Source organism: Delftia sp. SD018 (genome assembly GCF_017355445.1).
GTDB lineage: Bacteria > Pseudomonadota > Gammaproteobacteria > Burkholderiales > Burkholderiaceae_C > Comamonas > Comamonas acidovorans.
This window is the reverse complement of sequence record NZ_JADDRN010000015.1, coordinates 76,526-93,705: the sequence shown is the minus strand read 5'-3', so window position 1 is coordinate 93,705 and position 17,180 is coordinate 76,526. Positions and strand designations below refer to the sequence as shown.

Annotated in this window: 16 protein-coding genes; 9 read left to right on the top strand and 7 right to left on the bottom strand. The window is 68.4% G+C overall.

Features of this window, described 5'->3' with window-relative positions:
• Window positions 1–59: 59 nt before the first annotated feature.
• The 6 genes from INR38_RS16335 (at window position 60) to INR38_RS16310 (ending at window position 5,835) form a co-directional block, all read left to right on the top strand.
• Complete coding sequence (locus tag INR38_RS16335; RefSeq protein ID WP_207442994.1) at window positions 60–737, top strand: phosphoglycolate phosphatase; 678 nt, start codon at window positions 60–62, stop codon at window positions 735–737.
• A gap of 146 nt (window positions 738–883) precedes the next feature.
• Entirely contained in the window at window positions 884–2,179 is a 1,296-nt protein-coding gene (gene speE / locus INR38_RS16330; protein ID WP_207442995.1) for a polyamine aminopropyltransferase, read from the top strand.
• A 244-nt stretch (window positions 2,180–2,423) separates the two neighbouring features.
• On the top strand, window positions 2,424–3,116 hold the full coding sequence (locus tag INR38_RS16325) for a hypothetical protein (RefSeq protein WP_043820122.1): 693 nt from the start codon (window positions 2,424–2,426) through the stop codon (window positions 3,114–3,116).
• 170 nt (window positions 3,117–3,286) lie between these two features.
• Window positions 3,287–3,787 carry a hypothetical protein gene (locus INR38_RS16320; protein ID WP_207442996.1) on the top strand — a complete coding sequence of 167 codons (501 nt, stop codon included), beginning with the start codon at window positions 3,287–3,289 and terminating at the stop codon, window positions 3,785–3,787.
• Entirely contained in the window at window positions 3,765–4,451 is a 687-nt protein-coding gene (locus INR38_RS16315) for a response regulator transcription factor (protein WP_013804692.1), read from the top strand. The genes INR38_RS16320 and INR38_RS16315 overlap by 23 nt, the downstream gene beginning before the upstream one ends.
• Window positions 4,420–5,835 carry an ATP-binding protein gene (locus tag INR38_RS16310; protein WP_013804691.1) on the top strand — a complete coding sequence of 472 codons (1,416 nt, stop codon included), beginning with the start codon at window positions 4,420–4,422 and terminating at the stop codon, window positions 5,833–5,835. The genes INR38_RS16315 and INR38_RS16310 overlap by 32 nt, the downstream gene beginning before the upstream one ends.
• Here INR38_RS16310 and INR38_RS16305 read toward each other — a convergent pair.
• Window positions 5,810–6,406: a chalcone isomerase family protein gene (locus INR38_RS16305; protein ID WP_013804690.1), complete on the bottom strand. Its 597-nt coding sequence runs from the start codon at window positions 6,404–6,406 to the stop codon at window positions 5,810–5,812. The two genes, INR38_RS16310 and INR38_RS16305, sit on opposite strands and share 26 nt — an antisense overlap.
• A gap of 1,130 nt (window positions 6,407–7,536) precedes the next feature.
• Between INR38_RS16305 and INR38_RS16300 the strand changes: the two genes are divergently transcribed.
• A complete protein-coding gene (locus INR38_RS16300; protein ID WP_034389625.1) occupies window positions 7,537–7,851 on the top strand; it encodes a hypothetical protein in 315 nt (104 codons plus the stop codon).
• Window positions 7,852–7,899: 48 nt separating this feature from the next.
• Here INR38_RS16300 and INR38_RS16295 read toward each other — a convergent pair whose 3' ends face one another.
• Genes INR38_RS16295 through INR38_RS16285 form a run of 3 tightly spaced genes read right to left on the bottom strand, consistent with a single transcriptional unit; the run spans window position 7,900 to window position 9,721 of the window.
• The gene (locus tag INR38_RS16295) at window positions 7,900–8,880 is read right to left on the bottom strand and encodes a CBASS cGAMP-activated phospholipase (RefSeq protein ID WP_207442997.1); all 981 of its coding nucleotides are present in this window, start codon (window positions 8,878–8,880) and stop codon (window positions 7,900–7,902) included.
• The gene (locus INR38_RS16290; protein ID WP_207442998.1) at window positions 8,880–9,329 is read right to left on the bottom strand and encodes a hypothetical protein; all 450 of its coding nucleotides are present in this window, start codon (window positions 9,327–9,329) and stop codon (window positions 8,880–8,882) included. The genes INR38_RS16295 and INR38_RS16290 overlap by 1 nt, the downstream gene beginning before the upstream one ends.
• Complete coding sequence (locus INR38_RS16285; RefSeq protein ID WP_013804688.1) at window positions 9,326–9,721, bottom strand: hypothetical protein; 396 nt, start codon at window positions 9,719–9,721, stop codon at window positions 9,326–9,328. Before INR38_RS16285 ends, INR38_RS16290 begins: the two co-directional genes overlap by 4 nt.
• Window positions 9,722–10,078: 357 nt before the next feature.
• Here INR38_RS16285 and trpE point away from each other — a divergent pair, with 357 nt between their 5' ends.
• Both trpE and INR38_RS16275 read left to right on the top strand, forming a co-directional pair.
• On the top strand, window positions 10,079–11,578 hold the full coding sequence (gene trpE / locus INR38_RS16280; protein ID WP_013804687.1) for an anthranilate synthase component I: 1,500 nt from the start codon (window positions 10,079–10,081) through the stop codon (window positions 11,576–11,578).
• Entirely contained in the window at window positions 11,575–11,925 is a 351-nt protein-coding gene (locus INR38_RS16275; protein ID WP_016449526.1) for a chorismate mutase, read from the top strand. The genes trpE and INR38_RS16275 overlap by 4 nt, the downstream gene beginning before the upstream one ends.
• 13 nt (window positions 11,926–11,938) lie before the next feature.
• Here INR38_RS16275 and INR38_RS16270 read toward each other — a convergent pair whose 3' ends face one another.
• Genes INR38_RS16270 through INR38_RS16260 form a run of 3 tightly spaced genes read right to left on the bottom strand, consistent with a single transcriptional unit; the run spans window position 11,939 to window position 17,105 of the window.
• On the bottom strand, window positions 11,939–13,186 hold the full coding sequence (locus INR38_RS16270; protein ID WP_207442999.1) for an acetate/propionate family kinase: 1,248 nt from the start codon (window positions 13,184–13,186) through the stop codon (window positions 11,939–11,941).
• Entirely contained in the window at window positions 13,183–14,649 is a 1,467-nt protein-coding gene (locus tag INR38_RS16265) for a bifunctional enoyl-CoA hydratase/phosphate acetyltransferase (protein ID WP_207443000.1), read from the bottom strand. The genes INR38_RS16270 and INR38_RS16265 overlap by 4 nt, the downstream gene beginning before the upstream one ends.
• Entirely contained in the window at window positions 14,646–17,105 is a 2,460-nt protein-coding gene (locus INR38_RS16260) for a DUF3141 domain-containing protein (protein WP_207443001.1), read from the bottom strand. The genes INR38_RS16265 and INR38_RS16260 overlap by 4 nt, the downstream gene beginning before the upstream one ends.
• Window positions 17,106–17,180 lie beyond the last annotated feature (75 nt).

Here is a 17,180-nt window from a genome sequence, read left to right as displayed (position 1 = left end):
AACGGCTTTGCGCAGGCACTACGATCGGTGCCCGACATCCTTCAACCGTTTGCAAGGCCGTGCAAGTGCACCTCATTCCCCTCGATTCCACGCAACTGGACGCCGCCATCGTTGATCTCGACGGCACCATGGTCAACACCCTGGGCGACTTCGCCGAAGCCCTCAACCGCATGCTGGTGGACCTGCAACTGCCGGCCATCGCCCCGCAGGCCATCGAGAACATGGTGGGCAAGGGCTCGGAGCACCTGATCCGCTCGGTGCTGGCCCATGTGGGCGCAGCCGATGTGGATGCCATCTACGGCCAGGCCTGGCAGCGCTACGAGCACCACTACCTGCAGCTCAACGGCCAGTTCGCCGAGGTCTATCCGGGCGTGCTCGAAGGCCTGCAGGCCCTGCGCGCGCGCGGCCTGCGGCTGGCCTGCCTGACCAACAAGCCGCTGTCCTTCGCACAGCCGCTGCTGGCACAAAAGGGCCTGGCGCCGCTGTTCGAGCAGGTCTTCGGCGGGGACTCCTTCGAGCGCAAGAAGCCCGACCCGCTGCCCCTGCTCAAGACCTGCGAGGCCCTGGGCACCTCCCCTGCGCGCACGCTGATGCTGGGCGACTCCAGCAACGACGCCCAGGCCGCGCGCGCCGCGGGCTGCCCCGTGGTGCTGGTCAGCTACGGCTACAACCATGGCCAGCCCGTGCGCCAGGTCGATGCCGACGGCTTTGTCGATGCGCTGACCGAACTGGCCTGATTCGCACAGTTCCAGGTTTTTTGGAAAAAGAATGGGATTTGGCGATGGTTAACGCACTTTGACGGTGCGATTTATGTTTTTGCTAGAGTCGTCTGCTTTGCCATCCTGGCCGCGATCCGGCCACAGACAAGGAGGAAGCACGCCACATGCACGGACTGCACCTGACCGCCGATCTCTACCAATGCCTGGGCGACGCGCGCCACATGCTCGACGCCGACGCCATCGCCGCCCTGTGCCGCGCACAGACCGCGCAGGCCGGCCTGACCCTGGTGGAGGACCGCTGGGTCAAGTTCCCGGACTACCAGGGCCAGCCCGGCGGCGTTACCGGCACCGTGCTGCTGGCCGAATCGCACCTGGCCATCCACACCTGGCCCGAGACCGGCTGCGTCACCGTCGATGTCTACGTCTGCAACTTCTCCGCCGACAACTCGGGCAAGGCCCGCGCGCTGATGGAGGGCGTGATCGCCGCCTACGCGCCGGGCCGCGTGGTGCGCCAGCAGCTCATGCGCGGCGACATCGGCCCCGGCGCCAAGGACGAGGCGGCGGCCGATGAGGGCGATTGGGCGCTGGAGGCGCTCACGCCCCATGCGCGCTTTGGCTGGCGCGCCACGCGGCGCGAAACCGTGCAGACGCCCCATCAGGAACTGGAGCTGCTGCATACGCCGCAGTTCGGCAAGGTGCTGCGCCTGGACGGGCGCTTCATGACCTCCGAACGCGAGGAATTCTTCTACCACGAGGCCCTGGTCCACCCCGCGGCCCTGGCCCACCCGGCGCCGCGCAAGGCGCTGATCCTGGGCGGCGGCGATGGCGGCGCGGCCGAGGAGCTGCTCAAGCACCCGTCCATGGAGCAGGTGGTGGTGGCCGAGCTGGACGAGGCCGTGGTCCAGGCTGCGCGCACGCACCTGCAGCAGGTGCACCGGGGCGTGTTCGATGACCCGCGCCTGCAGCTGCGCATAGGCGACGGCATGGCCATGGTGGAGCACACCGAGGAGCGTTTCGACCTCGCGCTCATGGACCTCACCGACCCCGACACGCCTGCCAGCGCGCTGTACTCCGACCAGGCCCTGGCGCGCATGAAGCGCGTGCTGGCGCCGGGCGGCGCCCTGGTGCTGCACCTGGGCAGCCCCGTCTTCCATGGCGAGCAGGTGGCGCGGCTGGTGGCCAGCCTGCGCGAGCGCTTTGCCATCGTGCGCTGCTACGGCCTCTACATCCCCCTGTACGGCGCCTACTGGGGCCTGGCCGTGGCCTCCGACACGCTGGATGCGGCGGCGCTGCCCCCCGCCCAGCTGCGCCAGCGCCTGGCCGAGCGCCGCCTGCCCGACCTGCGCTACTACAACGCCGAAGTGCACCCCGCACTGTTCGCGCTGCCCAACTACTACCGCGACCTGGTGCAGCCCGCGCCCCTGGCGGCGCTGCCCCCGCGCGCGGTCCGCGTCGCCTGAACCCAGCCCGTTTTGGCAACGGGCCGAGCCCGGCCCGCCCTGGCCGGGCTGCGGTGGCAACTGCGCGCCCGGCAGGGCAAATTTGACACAGTGCTGCAATCTGGTGGCAAGTCTGCTGTAATGAAAAACGGCGGGAAGGCCCGTGCGCCCGCCATTTTTCCGGCTTCCTGGTAAGTATTTCCGGGATATTGCGTGCTTGCAAAAACCATATCAACAGATAAAGCGCCAGACGCCCTGTATCAAAATGACTGCTTCCCTTTCAAAAACAAGAATATCCGCGTCCAAATACCATGATGATTCCTTGCTGCGGCTTTGGAATTGGGCTTTGTTGGCGGGACTGGTATTGAGCTTTCCCCTGAGCTTTGTATTGCCGCAAAGCCTGAGCTGGGAAAATGGATTCCTGGAGAATATCCAGGCCGTGACCCTGCTGCTGGGCATGGTGGCAGCCCTGGTTGCGGCGCGGCGGCAAAAGGGCTCCTTTGCAGCGCCACTGTGGTGGATCGCCTCCCTGTTCTGGCTGGCCTTTCTGGGGCGTGAACTGGCCTGGGGCGCGGCTTTCCTGCCCAGCCTGGAGGCTGGCAAGTGGGGGCCGGTGATCAGCTCCCAGGTGCTGTGGTACCGGCCCGCCGTCAAATGGGTGGTGGGTGCCATGCTGCTGCTGTGCTGCTATTGGTTTGTGCGCCACGGTGTCTGGAACAAGGTCATCAAGCGCCTGGTTCGCGAGAATGCGCTGCCGATATTCAGTCTGGCGATATTTGTCGCGGCCATGGTGATATCCACCAATGCGGAAGGACATGGCTTCATTGTCCTGCAGCAATGGTTTGATTATCAGGTGATTGTGCTGGAGGAGTTGGTGGAGACATTTGGATATATGGCACTGTGGCTGGCACAGTGGGCGCTGGTCAGGTATGTTGCTGGCTGGCAGGAAGATATTTGAGCCAATATTGATCAAACCGGCCGCCTGCATATTCCCGGTGTAATGGGGCAGATTCAGGGGCCGGTAAGTCGCCAGTAAGACGCAATCGGGGAGCATGGCCGTTTTCCCCGCAGGTTTGCCGCTCTCGCGGCGGACCGACGGAGCCTGAAACGACAGAACGTGCCATCGCAATGCAAGCCTCCATCTACCAGGACGTGATAGGTATCCAGGCGGCGGGCCAGGCGTATTCCCTGGGTTCGCGCTTCCAAGAATGCAGCCAGCACCGTGCCGTGCGGCTGGAGACGATCTTCGAGCTGCTCATCCTCAAGTTCCGAGAGGACCTGCTGCAGACGCTGGCCGAGGAGCCGCCAGGCCCCGCACGCCACCTGCGCGCCTACGTGCGCTGCGTCTGCGAGCATGCCCTGTCCCGCCAGCGCGGCCAGAAGACGGCCGCACAGTTGCTGACCCGCGCAAGATTCCAGAACATATGGTTTGATTTCGTGGACGCGGCCTGCGCCGACGATCTGGTGTCCGAGGACATTGCTCTGCAATGCCGCGCCATGGTCGAGGACCTGTGGGTCATCCATGTGCTGGTCGAGCCCATGGCGCCCCAGCGCATCACCGGGATCAGGGAGCATTTGCTGTCCCTGTGCGGCAACGACGGAAACCATGAATCGCATCGCATTAATTGAGGACCATGCCAGGCTGGCCACGCTGGTCAGCCGCTCGCTGGCCAACTCCGGCATAGAGACCGACGTCTTCCACCAGATCTCCACGGCCTGGCTGGCCCTGCAGGACATCGACTACGGCGTCATCGTCATCGACCGCGGTCTGCCCGATGGCGACGGCCTGCAACTGGTGCAGCGCCTGCGCGCCGCAGGCCGCTCCACGCCCTGCCTGATGCTCACGGCCCGTGACGCGCTCAGCGACCGCGTGGGCGGCCTGGAAGCCGGGGCCGACGACTACCTGACCAAGCCCTTTCCCATGGAAGAACTGATCGCCCGCGTGCGCGCCCTGCTGCGCCGCCCGGCCCTGGTGCAGGAGCTGGCGCCGCAGCTGGGCGACATCAGCATCAGCCCGCAGCAGGCCTGCATGCACTGCGCGGGCTCGGCCATCGCGCTGCCGCCGGCGGAGCTGCAGATCATGCTCAGCCTGGTGCGCAAGGCCGGCGCCACGGTGCGCCGCTCCACGCTGGAGGCGGCGGCCTGGGGCATGAGCAGCGTGGTCACGCCCAACGCCCTCGATGTGGCCCTGCACCGGCTGCGCCGCAAGCTGGCCGCGGCCGGCTCGTGCATGGAAATCGTCAACATCCGGGGTCAGGGCTATGCGCTTCGCGAACCTTTGCTGGCCCGGTAGCCTGCGCTCGCGGCTGCTGGCCGTCTATGGGTTGAGCATGGTGTTCAGCGCGCTGCTGGTCGGCGCGCTGGTGATCCTCGTCGCCAAGCCCTTCGACAGCTACGCGCTGCAGCGCGGCATGGGGCATGCGGCCGAGAAGCTGGCCGAGTGGGTGAGCTTCGATGCCAAGGGCGTGCCCCAGGGGTTCAGCGAGCGTGAACTCAAGGCCTGGATGCTGACCAGCCTGGGCGAGGAAATGCAGCTGCGCATCACCGACGCCCGCGGCCGCGTGGTCTTCGCCCCCAACGGCGAAATGCAGCCGCTGACGCAGACCGGCCAGGGCTTCGACCCCGAGCTCAAGGCCTTTGCCTACGAGCGCGGCGGCGTGGTCATGCGCGCGGGCACGGCCACGCTGGTCCACGACGGCACGACGTGGCACGTGCAGATAGCCGTCAGCGACCGCATGGTGGACTGGCTGCGCGAATCGGTGGGCCTGCCCGCGCTGTGGCGCGGCATGGTGGCCATCGGCGTGGTCTTCCTGGTCGTGTTCCTGTTCTCCACGCACCGCACGCTGCAGCGCATGCTCAGGCCGCTGGGCGTGGCCGCGCAGGATGCGCAGCGCATCACCCCGCAGACGCTGGGCACGCGGCTGCAGCCCAAGGATCTGCCGCGCGAGTTCGCGCCCCTGGTCGAGGCCTTCAACCACGTGCTGGACCGGCTGCAGGCCGGCTTCAGGAACCAGCAGGAATTCCTGTCCATGGCCGCGCATGAGCTCAAGACGCCGCTGGCCCTGATGCGCGTGCAGATCGAGCTGGAGCCCGAGGACCGGCGCAGCCCCGAGCTGCTCAAGGACGTGGACCACATGGCGCGCCAGGTCCAGCAGCTGCTGCACCTGGCCGAGGTCTGCGAACACCAGCGCTACCGCATGGAAGACATTGCGCCGGCCGACATCATTGGCGAGGTCTGCGACTTCATGGCCCGCGCCTCCGAAAAATGCGGCGTGCACATCCACTGCGAGGTCAAGGACGGCTCGCCTGCCTGGCGTGCCGACCGGGGCGCGCTGTTCGTGCTGCTCAAGAACCTGATCGAGAACGCCGTGCAGCACAGCCCGCAGGGCGCCACCGTCACCGTGAAGGCCTGCGGCCTGGGCTTTTCGGTGCTGGACCAGGGCCGTGGCGTGCCGCCCGAGGACCTGCCGCGCATCTTCGAGCGCTTTTGGCGCAGCAGCGAGCGGCGCGACCTGGGCGCGGGCCTGGGCCTGCCCATCTGCCTGGAGATTGCGCGCGCCCACGGCTGGACGCTCACGGCCCTGCCCGGTGCCACGGGGCTGGAGATCCAGGCGCGCTTTGCCGGGCCGGTTCAGGAGCCCGCGCAGCCGTTCAACCGCCCAGCAATGCCTTCTTGAGCTGATCGTCGGCCGGGTGCGGGCCTAGCCAGATGCCCAGCAGCGCCTGGAAGAACTCGGGCTCCTGGAAGGGCGCACCCTGGGCCTGGCCCTTGACGAAGACCTGGGCGCCCTGGCCCGGCACCCAGTCCACCGAGAAGTTCTCGCCCGGCAGCAGCTTCTTGTGCTGCGTGAAGATGTCGCTCATGCGCAGCACGCCGGGCACCAGGCGCGAGAAGCGGGCGCGCTCCATGTTGTCCTCGATGCCGCGCGCGAACAGCTTGCCCAGCTCGGCCGAATCGATCTCGCGCAGCATGGTCACGCTCACGCGCTTGGGGCCGGGCAGGGCCGCGATCTCCTGCAGGCTGGCGGCCGGCTTTTCCAGGTACAGGCCCGCCGTGTAGACCTTGAAGATGGCCTTGTAGCGAATGCCCGCGCCATTGAGCTGCAGCGTCTGGCCGCCCACCCCGGCCTGGGCGGGATAGGCCACGCCCGCGACGGTGCGCGGCGGCTCCTGGGCAGTGGCGGCCAGCGGCATCGCCAGCGCCATGGCCAGGGCGGCTGTCTTCATCCAGCGGGGCAAGGCGGTCATGGTGTCTCCTGCGCGGGGCCTGTGGCCCGGTTGCGGTTTGTTACGTCCGGGCGACATGTTGTGGGGATCGGGTGGGGGTGGCAACAGGGTTTTCGCGGGCCGGTGCAGGGTGGCTATCATCCTGCTCGGTCCGCTTTCTTGTCGTGGGTGTATGCCCACGTTCCTGCGGTTATGGACGGGATGGGGCTACCCGCAAGGGCGTCCGCACGGCTCAATGCGTGTTCTTAACATCCCGTCCACCTGTCTGTGGGTAAGAACACCGGCTCGTGGCTTTCGTCTTGTTTCCGGAGCGCAGGCGCGAGCCTGCGTCCCAGTGGTTTTGGGCGGGATGGGGCTACCCGCAAGGGCGTCCGCACGTCGCAATGCGTGTTCTTAACATCCTGTCCACCTGTCTGTGCGTTGCACCGTTGATTCTGTTTGCAAGCCCCTGTCGGGGCGTTTCTTTTCGAGGCCGGGTTTCGGCCCGGCGGCCGACTCACTTTCTTGTCTCGCTACAAGAAAGTGAGCAAAGAAAAGCGCCCGAATGTCCGCGACCCCTTCGCTGCGCTGCGGGGCAACCTGCGCCGGGCTGCCTGCGGGGTTCGCTGCGGAACTCGCTGCGTTCACTGCGTGAACTTCGCTCAGACAACCGCAGCGAGTCAGATGACGAAGCAGTCCTGTCCTTCGGCAGGACTGCAACCCCGCAGGCAGCCCGGCGCAGGCGCGGCCATACGGGGAGTGGGTTCGGGCCTTCGCTTCGCTCGGCCTGGAGCGCTGGGGCGTTTGCCGTCTTGAAAGCCTCTATCATTGCGGCGGCCCCCTGTTCAGGGGCTGGTGCGTAAGAACACCTGCGTGTAAAGCGGTGCTGCCTCCCCGTGAGCGAGGCCTTGTCACGTCTGAATTGTCGGATCGTGGGTGCATGCCCACGTCCCTGCGGTTACGGGCGGGATGGGGCTACCCGCAAGGGCGTCCGCACGGCTTTGCACGTGTTCTTAACATCCCGTCCACCTGTCTGTGCGTAAGAACACGGGCCGGTGGTTTTGTTCTCTCGCAAAGGAGTACGAAATCATGTACGGCATTTCCATTTCTGCCTTCCCCTCCTCCCATCAAGCGCCTCACTCTGGCGCGTCTGCCGTGGGAGGGGTTGCGCCATGAGTACCGCTTCCACAACCCTGACCCAGCCCACGCCGCAGCAGTTGAGCCATGCCGTGACCGAAATCGGCCGGCTGACGCTGCAAGGCAGCAGCGAGGTGTACTCGCTGGGCCAGCTGGCGCTGGCCTGGCTGGAGCGGCCCGAGGGCCATCGCAATCTGGAGGTGGTGGCCAATGCGCTGCAGGCCATTTGCGGGGCTGCGCAGCGGATGGAGGAGCTGGTGGAGGACGAGGTGAGCTACGTGCATTGTCTGCAGGAGGATCCGGCGTATCTGCGGCGGATGGCTGCGGCTTCGGCGGCGTTTGAGCGCTGATTCTCTTTGCAAGCCCTGTCGGGCCTTCGCTTCGCTTGGCCTGGGGCTTCAGCCCAGGACGTTCTTCAGCAGCGTCTTTTCCTGGTCCGTGAGGGCGGCGATGCATTCGTCGCCCAGGGCCTGCAGCAGCCGGGTGCTGTCGGCGTTGGCGATGTCCAGGCCCAGGCGCTTTTGCTGGGCTGCGGGCTGCGTGAAGTTCAGGCGCAGGTAGCTGCTGGTGCCCAGTTCCTGGCGGGCCGCCTTGACGGCCTGGACCTCCTGGGCGGCCATGACCAGGTCCAGCAGGGGCTTGACCAGGGTCAGCCCGCGCCGGGGCATGGCCACGGGGTCCTGGCCCTGCTGGGGGTTGGCGGTGCCTATGCTGATCATCACGATGTCGGCCGCCGGCCCCCAGAGCTGGCGTGCGGCCTGCAGGGCCAGCAGGTCGGGCGCGTTGGCGGCGAGTCCGCCGTCCACGAAGACATGGCCTGCTGCGGCGTGCGCGGGAAAGTAGGTGGGGGCGGCCGATGAGGCCAGCATGGCGTCCATCAGCGTCAGGCCCAGCCGGTCCCTGTCGGGCAGGGCGCCGCTGGCCAGCAGGTGCAGCTGCGATGAATTCCAGTTCACGGCGGGCAGCAGCAGCGGCACCTGCAGTTGCCCCAGGGCGGACTGCTCCGCTTGCGGCATGGCCTCCTTGATCGCTGCGCGCAGCGGGGCGCTGTCATAGAGCGCCTTGCCCATGGCCTGGCGCAGGCCGGGCAGCCATTTGGAGGGAAAGATGGCGGGGCCGTGGTCCAGCAGCAACTGCTTGATGCGCGCGGGCTGGCAGCCGCTGGCCAGGGCGGTGGCGATGATTGCGCCGATGGAGGTGCCGGCGAACAGGTCCACTTTCTCCAGCAGGTCGCCGTTGCCGAATTCGCGGTGGATGCGCTCCAGCACATGGGCGCTGAAGAGGCCGCGATAGCCGCCGCCCGACAGGCTCAGGACGACCCGGCGCCGGCGCAGGCCCTGGCGCACCGCGCTGGACAGGGGCGGTACGTCGAAGTCCATCACAGCGCGTGCACGGTGACGCCCCGGGCGGCGGCCTGCGTCAGGTAGAGGTTGGCGGGCTCGGTGTAGCAGACCTTGAGCAGGTCGGCCGTGGCGATGAGCAGCCGCAGGTCCTGCGCCAGGGGCGCCGTGCCCCGCGGGCCCTGGCTGTCCAGCGGCGCAACGTTGCGCCATTCGATGAAGCGCTCCAGCACCTTGTTGTCCACGCTGGTCAGCATGGAGGCGCCTTCGGCCCGCAGGTTGGCATACAGCGCATCGAGCAGGGAGAACCACTCGTTGCGGTCACGCAGGTCATGGAATGCCTCGGCCACGGCCGCCTTGGCGATGGCCATGGACAGGTCGCTGACGATGCAGTCCAGCGGACGGATGGTGGAGAACCACTGCAGGGTTGCGGGTTCCTGGTTCGCCATCCACAGCAGGCAGCGGGGGCCCAGCAGGTAGCGGCTCATGGCGCGCGCCGGGCGGGTACGTCGATATCGCCGCGCGCCCCGGACATTTGCGCAGCGGACAGATCCACGGCCTGGCGCGGCAGTGGCAGGGACCGGCAGATGTCGGCCACCGTGCGGGGGGCGCGCTCGTTGGCGGACAGGGCCACCATGTGCTCCTCGCTGACGATCACGTAGCGCTTGCGGCCCTGGGAGATGAGGGCCACCCCGTCGTGATCGGCCTGTTTGAGCACCGCGCCGTACTGCGCCTTGAAGACCGAGATCGGCATGGGCGTGGTGTTGCGCGGCATGGCCGATCCGACCTGATGGCTCAGGTCCCGCAGGGCGCGGTTCAGCGGGTCGCGTTCGCCCTCGGGCAAGGCAGCGTCGGTGCGGGCGGAGAAATGGGACGGCATGGTCGACCTTTCTGGTCAGGTTGTGCTGCCATTGTTGGTCAGGCTGACCAGGGTGTCAATTGTGGCCATGGCAGGCCCCTGCGGCGCCCCCGCAAGGCGCCGGTCCGCACTTGTACCCAGCCGCGTCTGCGCTACACTTGCCCGCTATGTTCATTCATCGCATGTTCATTGCAGGTTGTGGAGACCGGGGAGCCTGGCCCTGGCGCAAGCCTGTCCAACTGAACAGCTGAAGCACCCGGGGCGCGACCCGGCGTGCACCCGAGGCCCTACGGGCCAATCGAATGAATCGGCGCAATCCATACGCAGCCCGCACCCACATCAGGTCTGCCAGCGCCACGCAATCCGGAGCCTTCCCCCGTGATCACCGAACTCGAATTCAAGAGCCTTGCTGCGCAGGGCTACAACCGCATCCCTCTGATGGTCGAGGCGTTTGCGGATCTCGAAACCCCCCTGTCCCTCTACCTCAAGCTGGCCCATGCGGGCGGTGACGGCAAGCACAGCTTTTTGCTGGAGTCCGTGGTGGGCGGCGAGCGCTTCGGGCGCTACAGCTTCATCGGCCTGCCTGCACGCACGCTGCTGCGCGCCAGCGGCTTCGGCGATGCGGCATGCACCGAGGTGGTGACCGATGGCCAGGTGGTGGAGACGGCCAAGGGCAATCCGCTGGACTTCATCGCTGCCTACCAAAAGCGCTTCAAGGTGGCGCTGCGCCCGGGACTGCCGCGTTTTTGCGGCGGGCTGGCCGGCTACTTCGGCTACGACGCCGTGCGCTACATCGAGAAGAAGCTGGAAGATTCCTGCCCGCCCGATACGCTCAACTGCCCCGACATCCTGCTGCTGCAGTGCGAGGAAGTGGCGGTGATCGACAACCTGTCGGGCAAGCTGTACCTGATCGTCTATGCCAACCCCGGCGAGAGCGAGGCCTATACGCGCGCCAAGAAGCGGCTGCGGCAGCTGAAGGATCTGCTGCGCTACTCGGTCAGCGCGCCGCAGATCAAGGCCGGCGAGAGCCATCCGGCCCAGCGCAGCTTTGCCAAGGAAGACTACCTGGCGGCCGTGGAGAAGGCCAAGGAGCTGATCGCCGCGGGCGACTTCATGCAGGTGCAGGTGGGCCAGCGCATCCACAAGCGCTTCACGGCCAGCCCCTTGAGCCTGTACCGCGCGCTGCGTTCGCTCAATCCCAGCCCCTACATGTACTACTACCACCTGGGCGATTTCCATGTGGTGGGCGCCAGCCCCGAGATCCTGGTGCGCCAGGAGAACACGGACGAGGGCCAGAAGGTCACCATCCGCCCGCTGGCCGGCACGCGCCCGCGTGGCGCCACGCCCGAGGCCGACAAGGCCACCGAAAAGGAACTGGTGGCCGACCCCAAGGAACGCGCCGAGCACGTGATGCTGATCGACCTGGCGCGCAACGACATCGGCCGCATCGCCAAGACGGGCAGCGTGAAGGTGACCGAGGCCTTTGCCGTGGAACGCTACAGCCACGTCATGCACATCGTCAGCAACGTGGAGGGCATTCTGCGCGACGGCATGGACAACATGGACGTGTTCAAGGCCACCTTCCCGGCCGGCACGCTGACGGGCGCGCCCAAGGTGCATGCCATGGAGGTCATCGACCAGCTGGAGCCCACCAAGCGCGGCATCTACGGCGGCGCCTGCGGCTACCTGAGCTTTGCGGGCGACATGGACCTGGCGATTGCCATCCGCACGGGCGTGATCAAGGACGGCACGCTCTACGTGCAGGCCGCCGCCGGCGTGGTGGCCGATTCCGTGCCCGAGATGGAATGGAAAGAGACCGAGCACAAGGCCCGCGCATTGATGCGCGCGGCCGAGCTGGTGGAGGAAGGACTGGAATGAGCACGGACCGCGCCAAGCAGGCCATCGACCTGGTGCAGCACTGCACCGACATGCTGGATGTGCGCCGCAATGTGGATGCGCTGGACGATGTGCTGGTGCCGCTGCTGGTCACGCGCATGGGCTACATGCAGCAGGCCGCGCGCATCAAGGCCGATGCGGCCCAGGTGCGCGACGAGGGCCGCATCGAGGCCATCGTGCGCCGCGTGCGCGAGCGCACGGCCGCCGAGGGCGGCCAGCCCGACATGATGGAGGCGGTGTACCGCCACCTCATGGAGGAATGCATTGCCTACGAGCACCGCGAGTTCGCGCGGCTGCGCGAGGGCGGTGCGCAGGACGATCGTTCCTAGGGCCTGTTCACACTCATGCGGGGATCGCGTTGCCCGGCAGCCAGCGCAGCGCATGGCGCGCTGCCACCCATTCCTCGTTCGTGGGCTCCACGCCCACGGTGACGGCGCTGCCGGTGGCCGAGATCACGGTCGCATCGCGCGCATTGGCCTCGGCGTCCAGCCGCAGGCCCAGAAAACCCAGGCCCTCGCACACGCGCCGCCGTATCTCGGCGCTGTGCTCGCCCACGCCTGCGGTGAACACCAGCAGGTCCAGGCCGCCCAGCACGGCGACCAGGGCGCCGATCTCGCGCACGATGCGCCGCACGTACAGGGCCAGCGCATCGCGCGCACGCTCGGCCTGGGCATCGCCGCCTGACTCCAGCGGCAGCAGCACGCGCGGCTCGGACGAGGTGCCCGAGACGCCCAGCAGGCCGGACTCGTGGTACAGGATGCGGCCCACTTCCTGCAGGCTGAGCTTTTCGATTTCCATCAGGTAGATCACGGCGCCGGGGTCCAGCGCGCCGGTGCGCGTGCCCATCATCAGGCCGTCCAGCGCAGAGAAGCCCATGGTCGTGGCCACGCTTTGCAGGCCCTGCATGGCGCACAGGCTGGCGCCGCTGCCCAGGTGGGCCACCAGGGTGCGCCCGCGCGCCAGGTCGCCATGGCGCTCGGGCAGGGCGGTGGCCATGTATTCGTAGGACAGGCCGTGGAAGCCGTAGCGGCGCAGCCCGCGTTCCCAGGCCGCGTGCGGCAGGGGCAGCAGTTGCTCGACCTTGGGCAGCGTGTGGTGGAAGGCGGTGTCGAAGCAGGCCACCTGCACCAGTTCGGGCCGCTCGCGCAGCAGGATGTCCATGGCCTCCAGCGCAAAGGGCTGGTGCAGCGGCGCCAGCGGGATGAAGGCCTTGAGGTCGGCCAGCACGCCGGCATCGACGCGCACGGGCTCGAAGTAGCGGCTGCCGCCGTGCACCACGCGGTGGGCGACGGCGGCCACGCGGGCGCCGTCCAGCTGCGCCAGGCGCGCGGTGATGCGCTCGCGGATCAGCTGCAGCGCGGCGCGGTAGGGGTGGGCGGCATCCAGGGCAATGGCAAAGGGCGGCACGCCGCTCTCGCCGAAGTCGGGCGCGGGCCCGCCGATGCCCTGGACCTTGCCGTTCCACAGCGGCTTGCGCGGCAGCGGGCGCTGTGCGCCGTCGAAGACGGCGAACTTGATGCTGGACGAGCCGCAGTTGAGCACCACGACCAGTTCGCGGGCGGGGGAGGATGCGGTGTGGGCAGGGATCATGGCGGGGAGTTCCGGTAGCGGTGGGCCAGCAGCAGGGCGATGGCGCAGGAGGCGATGCGCGAGGCGCGGCTGTCGGCGCGGCTGGTCAGGATCACGGGCACCTTGGCGCCCATGACGATGCCGGCGCTGGCCGCCTCGCCCATGTACATGAGCTGCTTGGCCAGCATGTTGCCGCTTTCCAGGTCGGGCACGACCAGGATGTCGGCCTGGCCCGCCACGGGCGAATCGATGCCCTTGGTGCGCGCGGCGGCCATGGACACGGCGTTGTCGAAGGCCAGCGGCCCGTCGAGCACGCCGCCTTCGATCTGGCCCCGGTCGGCCATCTTGCACAGCGCTGCGGCGTCCAGCGTGGCCGGCATGTGCGGGCTCACGGTCTCCACGGCGGCCAGGATGGCGACCTTGGGCTCGGGCACGCCGATGGCATGGGCCAGGGCGATGGCGTTGCGCACGATGTCGGCCTTTTGCTGCAGGTCGGGCGCGAGGTTGATGGCCGCATCGGTGACGATGAACGGGCGCGGGTAGTGCGGCGTCTGCAGCACGAAGCAGTGGCTGACGCGGCGCTTGGTGCGCAGGCCGGCGGCGGCGGCCACCACCTCGGCCATGAGCTCGTCCGTGTGCAGGCTGCCTTTCATGATGGCCTCGACCTCGCCGCAGGCGGCCAGCTCGGCGCCGCGCGTGGCGGCGGCGTGGCTGTGCGGCACGTCCTCGATGCGCAGGCCGCCCAGGTCCAGCCCGTGCTCGGCCGCCACGGCGTCCAGCCGCGCGCGCGGGGCCACGAGCACGGGGTCGATCAGGCCTTCGCGGCGCGCGTCCAGCGCGGCCGAGAGGCTGGGCTCGTCACAGGGATGGACCACGGCCACGCGGATGGGTGGCAGGCCGGCCACATGGGCCAGCAGGCGCTGCAGGCCGTCGCGTCCACCGGCTTCCAGGCGGATCTCGGGCAGGCTGGTGCGCTGGCGCTCGATGTGGCGCGCAGGCGCATGCACGGTGGCCTGGCCCTCGATCACGGCGGCGCCATGCTGGTTGGTGCAGGCCACGGCCAGCGTGACCTGGCGCTGCTCGGCCTGCTTGGCCAGCACCTCCACGCGCACGGTCAGCCGGTCGCCTGCGGCAAGCGGTGCCAGAAAGCGCAGCGTCTGGCCGACCAGGGTGGTGCCGGGGCCGGGCAGGCGCGTGCCCAGCACCGAGGCCAGCAGCATGCCGCCCCACATGCCGTGGGCGATCAGGGCCGTGTCGTCATCGTCGGCGCCGGCAACCGTGCCAGCACCGGCACCGGCACCGGCACCAGCGCCGTCGGCCACGGCCGCGCCCGACAGGGCGGCGAACAGGCGCAGGTCCTGGGTGCTCAGCGTGCGTTCCAGGCTGGCGCTGTCGCCCACGTCCAGTTCGTCAAAGCTGTGGTTGCGCAGCAGGGCCAGGTCTTCGGGCGGCAGGGCCGCATCGGAATCGGGGGAGAGGTTCATCGCTTTTTCCGGGGGCTGGGGTGTGCGCGGCTGGCCTGGGCGCGTGCGGGGCGCTTGGCGGCAGGCGCGGATTCGGGAACAGGTGCGGGCTCGGGTGCCGGTTCAGGAGCTGCAGCAGGGGCCGCAACAGGGGCGGTCAGAGGCGCTGCCGAAGGAGTCGTCAAAGGTGCCGTCACAGATCCGGGTTCTGGCTCGGCCACCGAGGCTGGCGCGATGGCCGGGTGCCGCTCGGCCTGCTCTTTCGCCTGCCTGGACTCGGCCGCCTCCAGCGCCTGCACGAAATGCCCCATGGCCTGCAGCAGGCGCTGGTGCTCGGCATCGCTGAGGTTGCCGCCCTGGTTGGCCAGTTCGTCCACCGTGGTCATGCCCCAGCGGATGTCGCCGGCGGGCGAGGCGGCCAGCAACCGGGGGATGGCGGCCATGGCGGCGTCGGGCTCGCGCTGCATCAGCAGGGCCTGGCGGCGCACGATGCGGCGGAACTGCGCCATGTCGGGCGGCACGCCGCCCAGGTGGTCCTGCAGCAGCCGCCAGGCGTGGCGGAAGTGGCGTTCATCGGCCTCGCCGCGTGCGCGCAGCACGTGGAACAGGGCGCGGATGACGGCCTCGTACAGCCCGCCCTGGGCCACGCTTTCGTGCAGCCGCGCCAGCTCCTGGCGCATGTACTGGCAGTGCTCGGGCGATTCGCCGGGGTGCGGGCGCGGCGGGCCGTCGTCCTGGCGGCTCTGGCCGGCCAGGGCCTGGACCAGGGGCGAGCCATAGATGGCGTGGAACAGCCGCGCCTGCATGGCATCGCGCTGGTCGCGGTAGGTGTCGAGCAGATGCACCACGGCCTGCGACATGGCCTGCTGCGCCTTCAGGAAGGGGTTGTCGGGCTCGACGGGGTGGCGGTCCTCGCGCGCATGCTCGGCGGCCTGGGCCACGACGGGTGCCAGCGGGTGCGAGTCCGACCAGCATTCATAGCCCACGCGCAGCGGGTGCATGGCCTGCAGCCAGCGCGCAGACAGCGGCGTGGACAGCGCCTGCACCCAGGGCTGCACGGTGTTGCGGTACAGGGCCAGGTTGATTTCGGAGACGCGCGCGGCAGCGGCGAAATGGCGCTCGCTTTCGGGGTCGGGCCGGACGATGGCGCGCACCTCGGCCAGGTCGCTGCGGCGGATCTTCATCAGGTAGGCGTCGTCGGTCAGATCCTGTGCCGGCACACCGGCCGGGCGGTCGGCGATCTCGGCGCGGTAGATGCCGGCGGGCAGCAGGTCGATGATGTCGATGTGCGCCGCGAACTCGCGGTGCTCCTTGCGGCCCACGGCGCCCGAGACAAAGATGCCCAGGTGGCCGATGCTGTCATGCGTGGCGAAGACGATGGTCTGGTCGTGGGCGGCAATGTCCTCGTCGTCGCGGTACAGGTCGGTGATCCAGCCCAGGGCCTGGCCCGGCGGCGTGATGTTGTCGCCATGCGAGCAGAACACCACGATGGGCGAGCGGATGTTGCGCAGGTCGATGCGCACGCCGTCCGAGGTCGTCAGCTCGGCCGTGGCCAGCCGGTTGCCGATGAACAGGTTGTCCACGATGTACTGCATCTCGCGGCCTTCCAGGAAGACATAGCCGCCCCAGTACTTCTCGAAGCCCAGGTAGCGCGGCCCCTCGGTGTCCACGTCGGCATAGACCTGGTACTGCTTTTCCCACAGCGTGTTGGCGGGGTTGAGGTTCTCGAAGTTCTGCACCAGCCATGCGCCGTCGAAGCGGCCCGCGCCCAGGTCGCTGGTCAGCGCCGTCATCCAGCTGCCGCCCATGAGGCCGCCGCCATAGCGCATGGGGTTGTCGCCGGCCCAGTACGACAGCGGCGCACCGGCCACGATGATGGGGCCGAACAGCTCGGGCCAGACGGCCGCCGTCATGAGGATCTGCCAGCCGGCCTGACAGTTGCCGATGACGGCGGGCTTGCCCCGGCTCTCGGGGTGCAGCTCGGCGACCTTGCGCACGAATTGGGCCTCGGCGCGCATCACGTCCTCGACGGTCTGGCCGGGCGCGGGGTCGGGCAGGAAGCCAACGAAGTAGCAGGGATGGCCGGCCTTGAGCGCGGCGCCGATCTCGCTGTCGGGCTTGAAGCCGCCGATGCCGGGGCCGTGGCCCGCGCGCGGATCGACGACGATGAAGGGGCGCTTGGCCGGGTCGATGACCGTGCCCTCCATGGGCGCGATGCGTGCCAGGCCGTAGTTGACGGGGCGCGGCAGGTCCAGGCCCGACATCACGATCTCGGCCCGGAAGCTCAGCACATTGGGCACTTCCTCGGCCAGATGCTCGCGGTACTGGTTGCCACGCTGGCGCCGGATGTCGGCATACAGCAGCGAGCGCTGCCAGGCATCGGTGGCGTATTGCGCGGCTGCCTGCGACAGCTTCATCGGATCGCCCCACATCCCTCCCACGTCCACGGTGCCGTGGCTCTGCAGGTTCTCGTTCATCTGGCCCACTCCTTTACCGGCATGTCATGCCCTGCTCTTAGATTGCGTGTGATTGCTTGTGGCTGGGTGCGGATG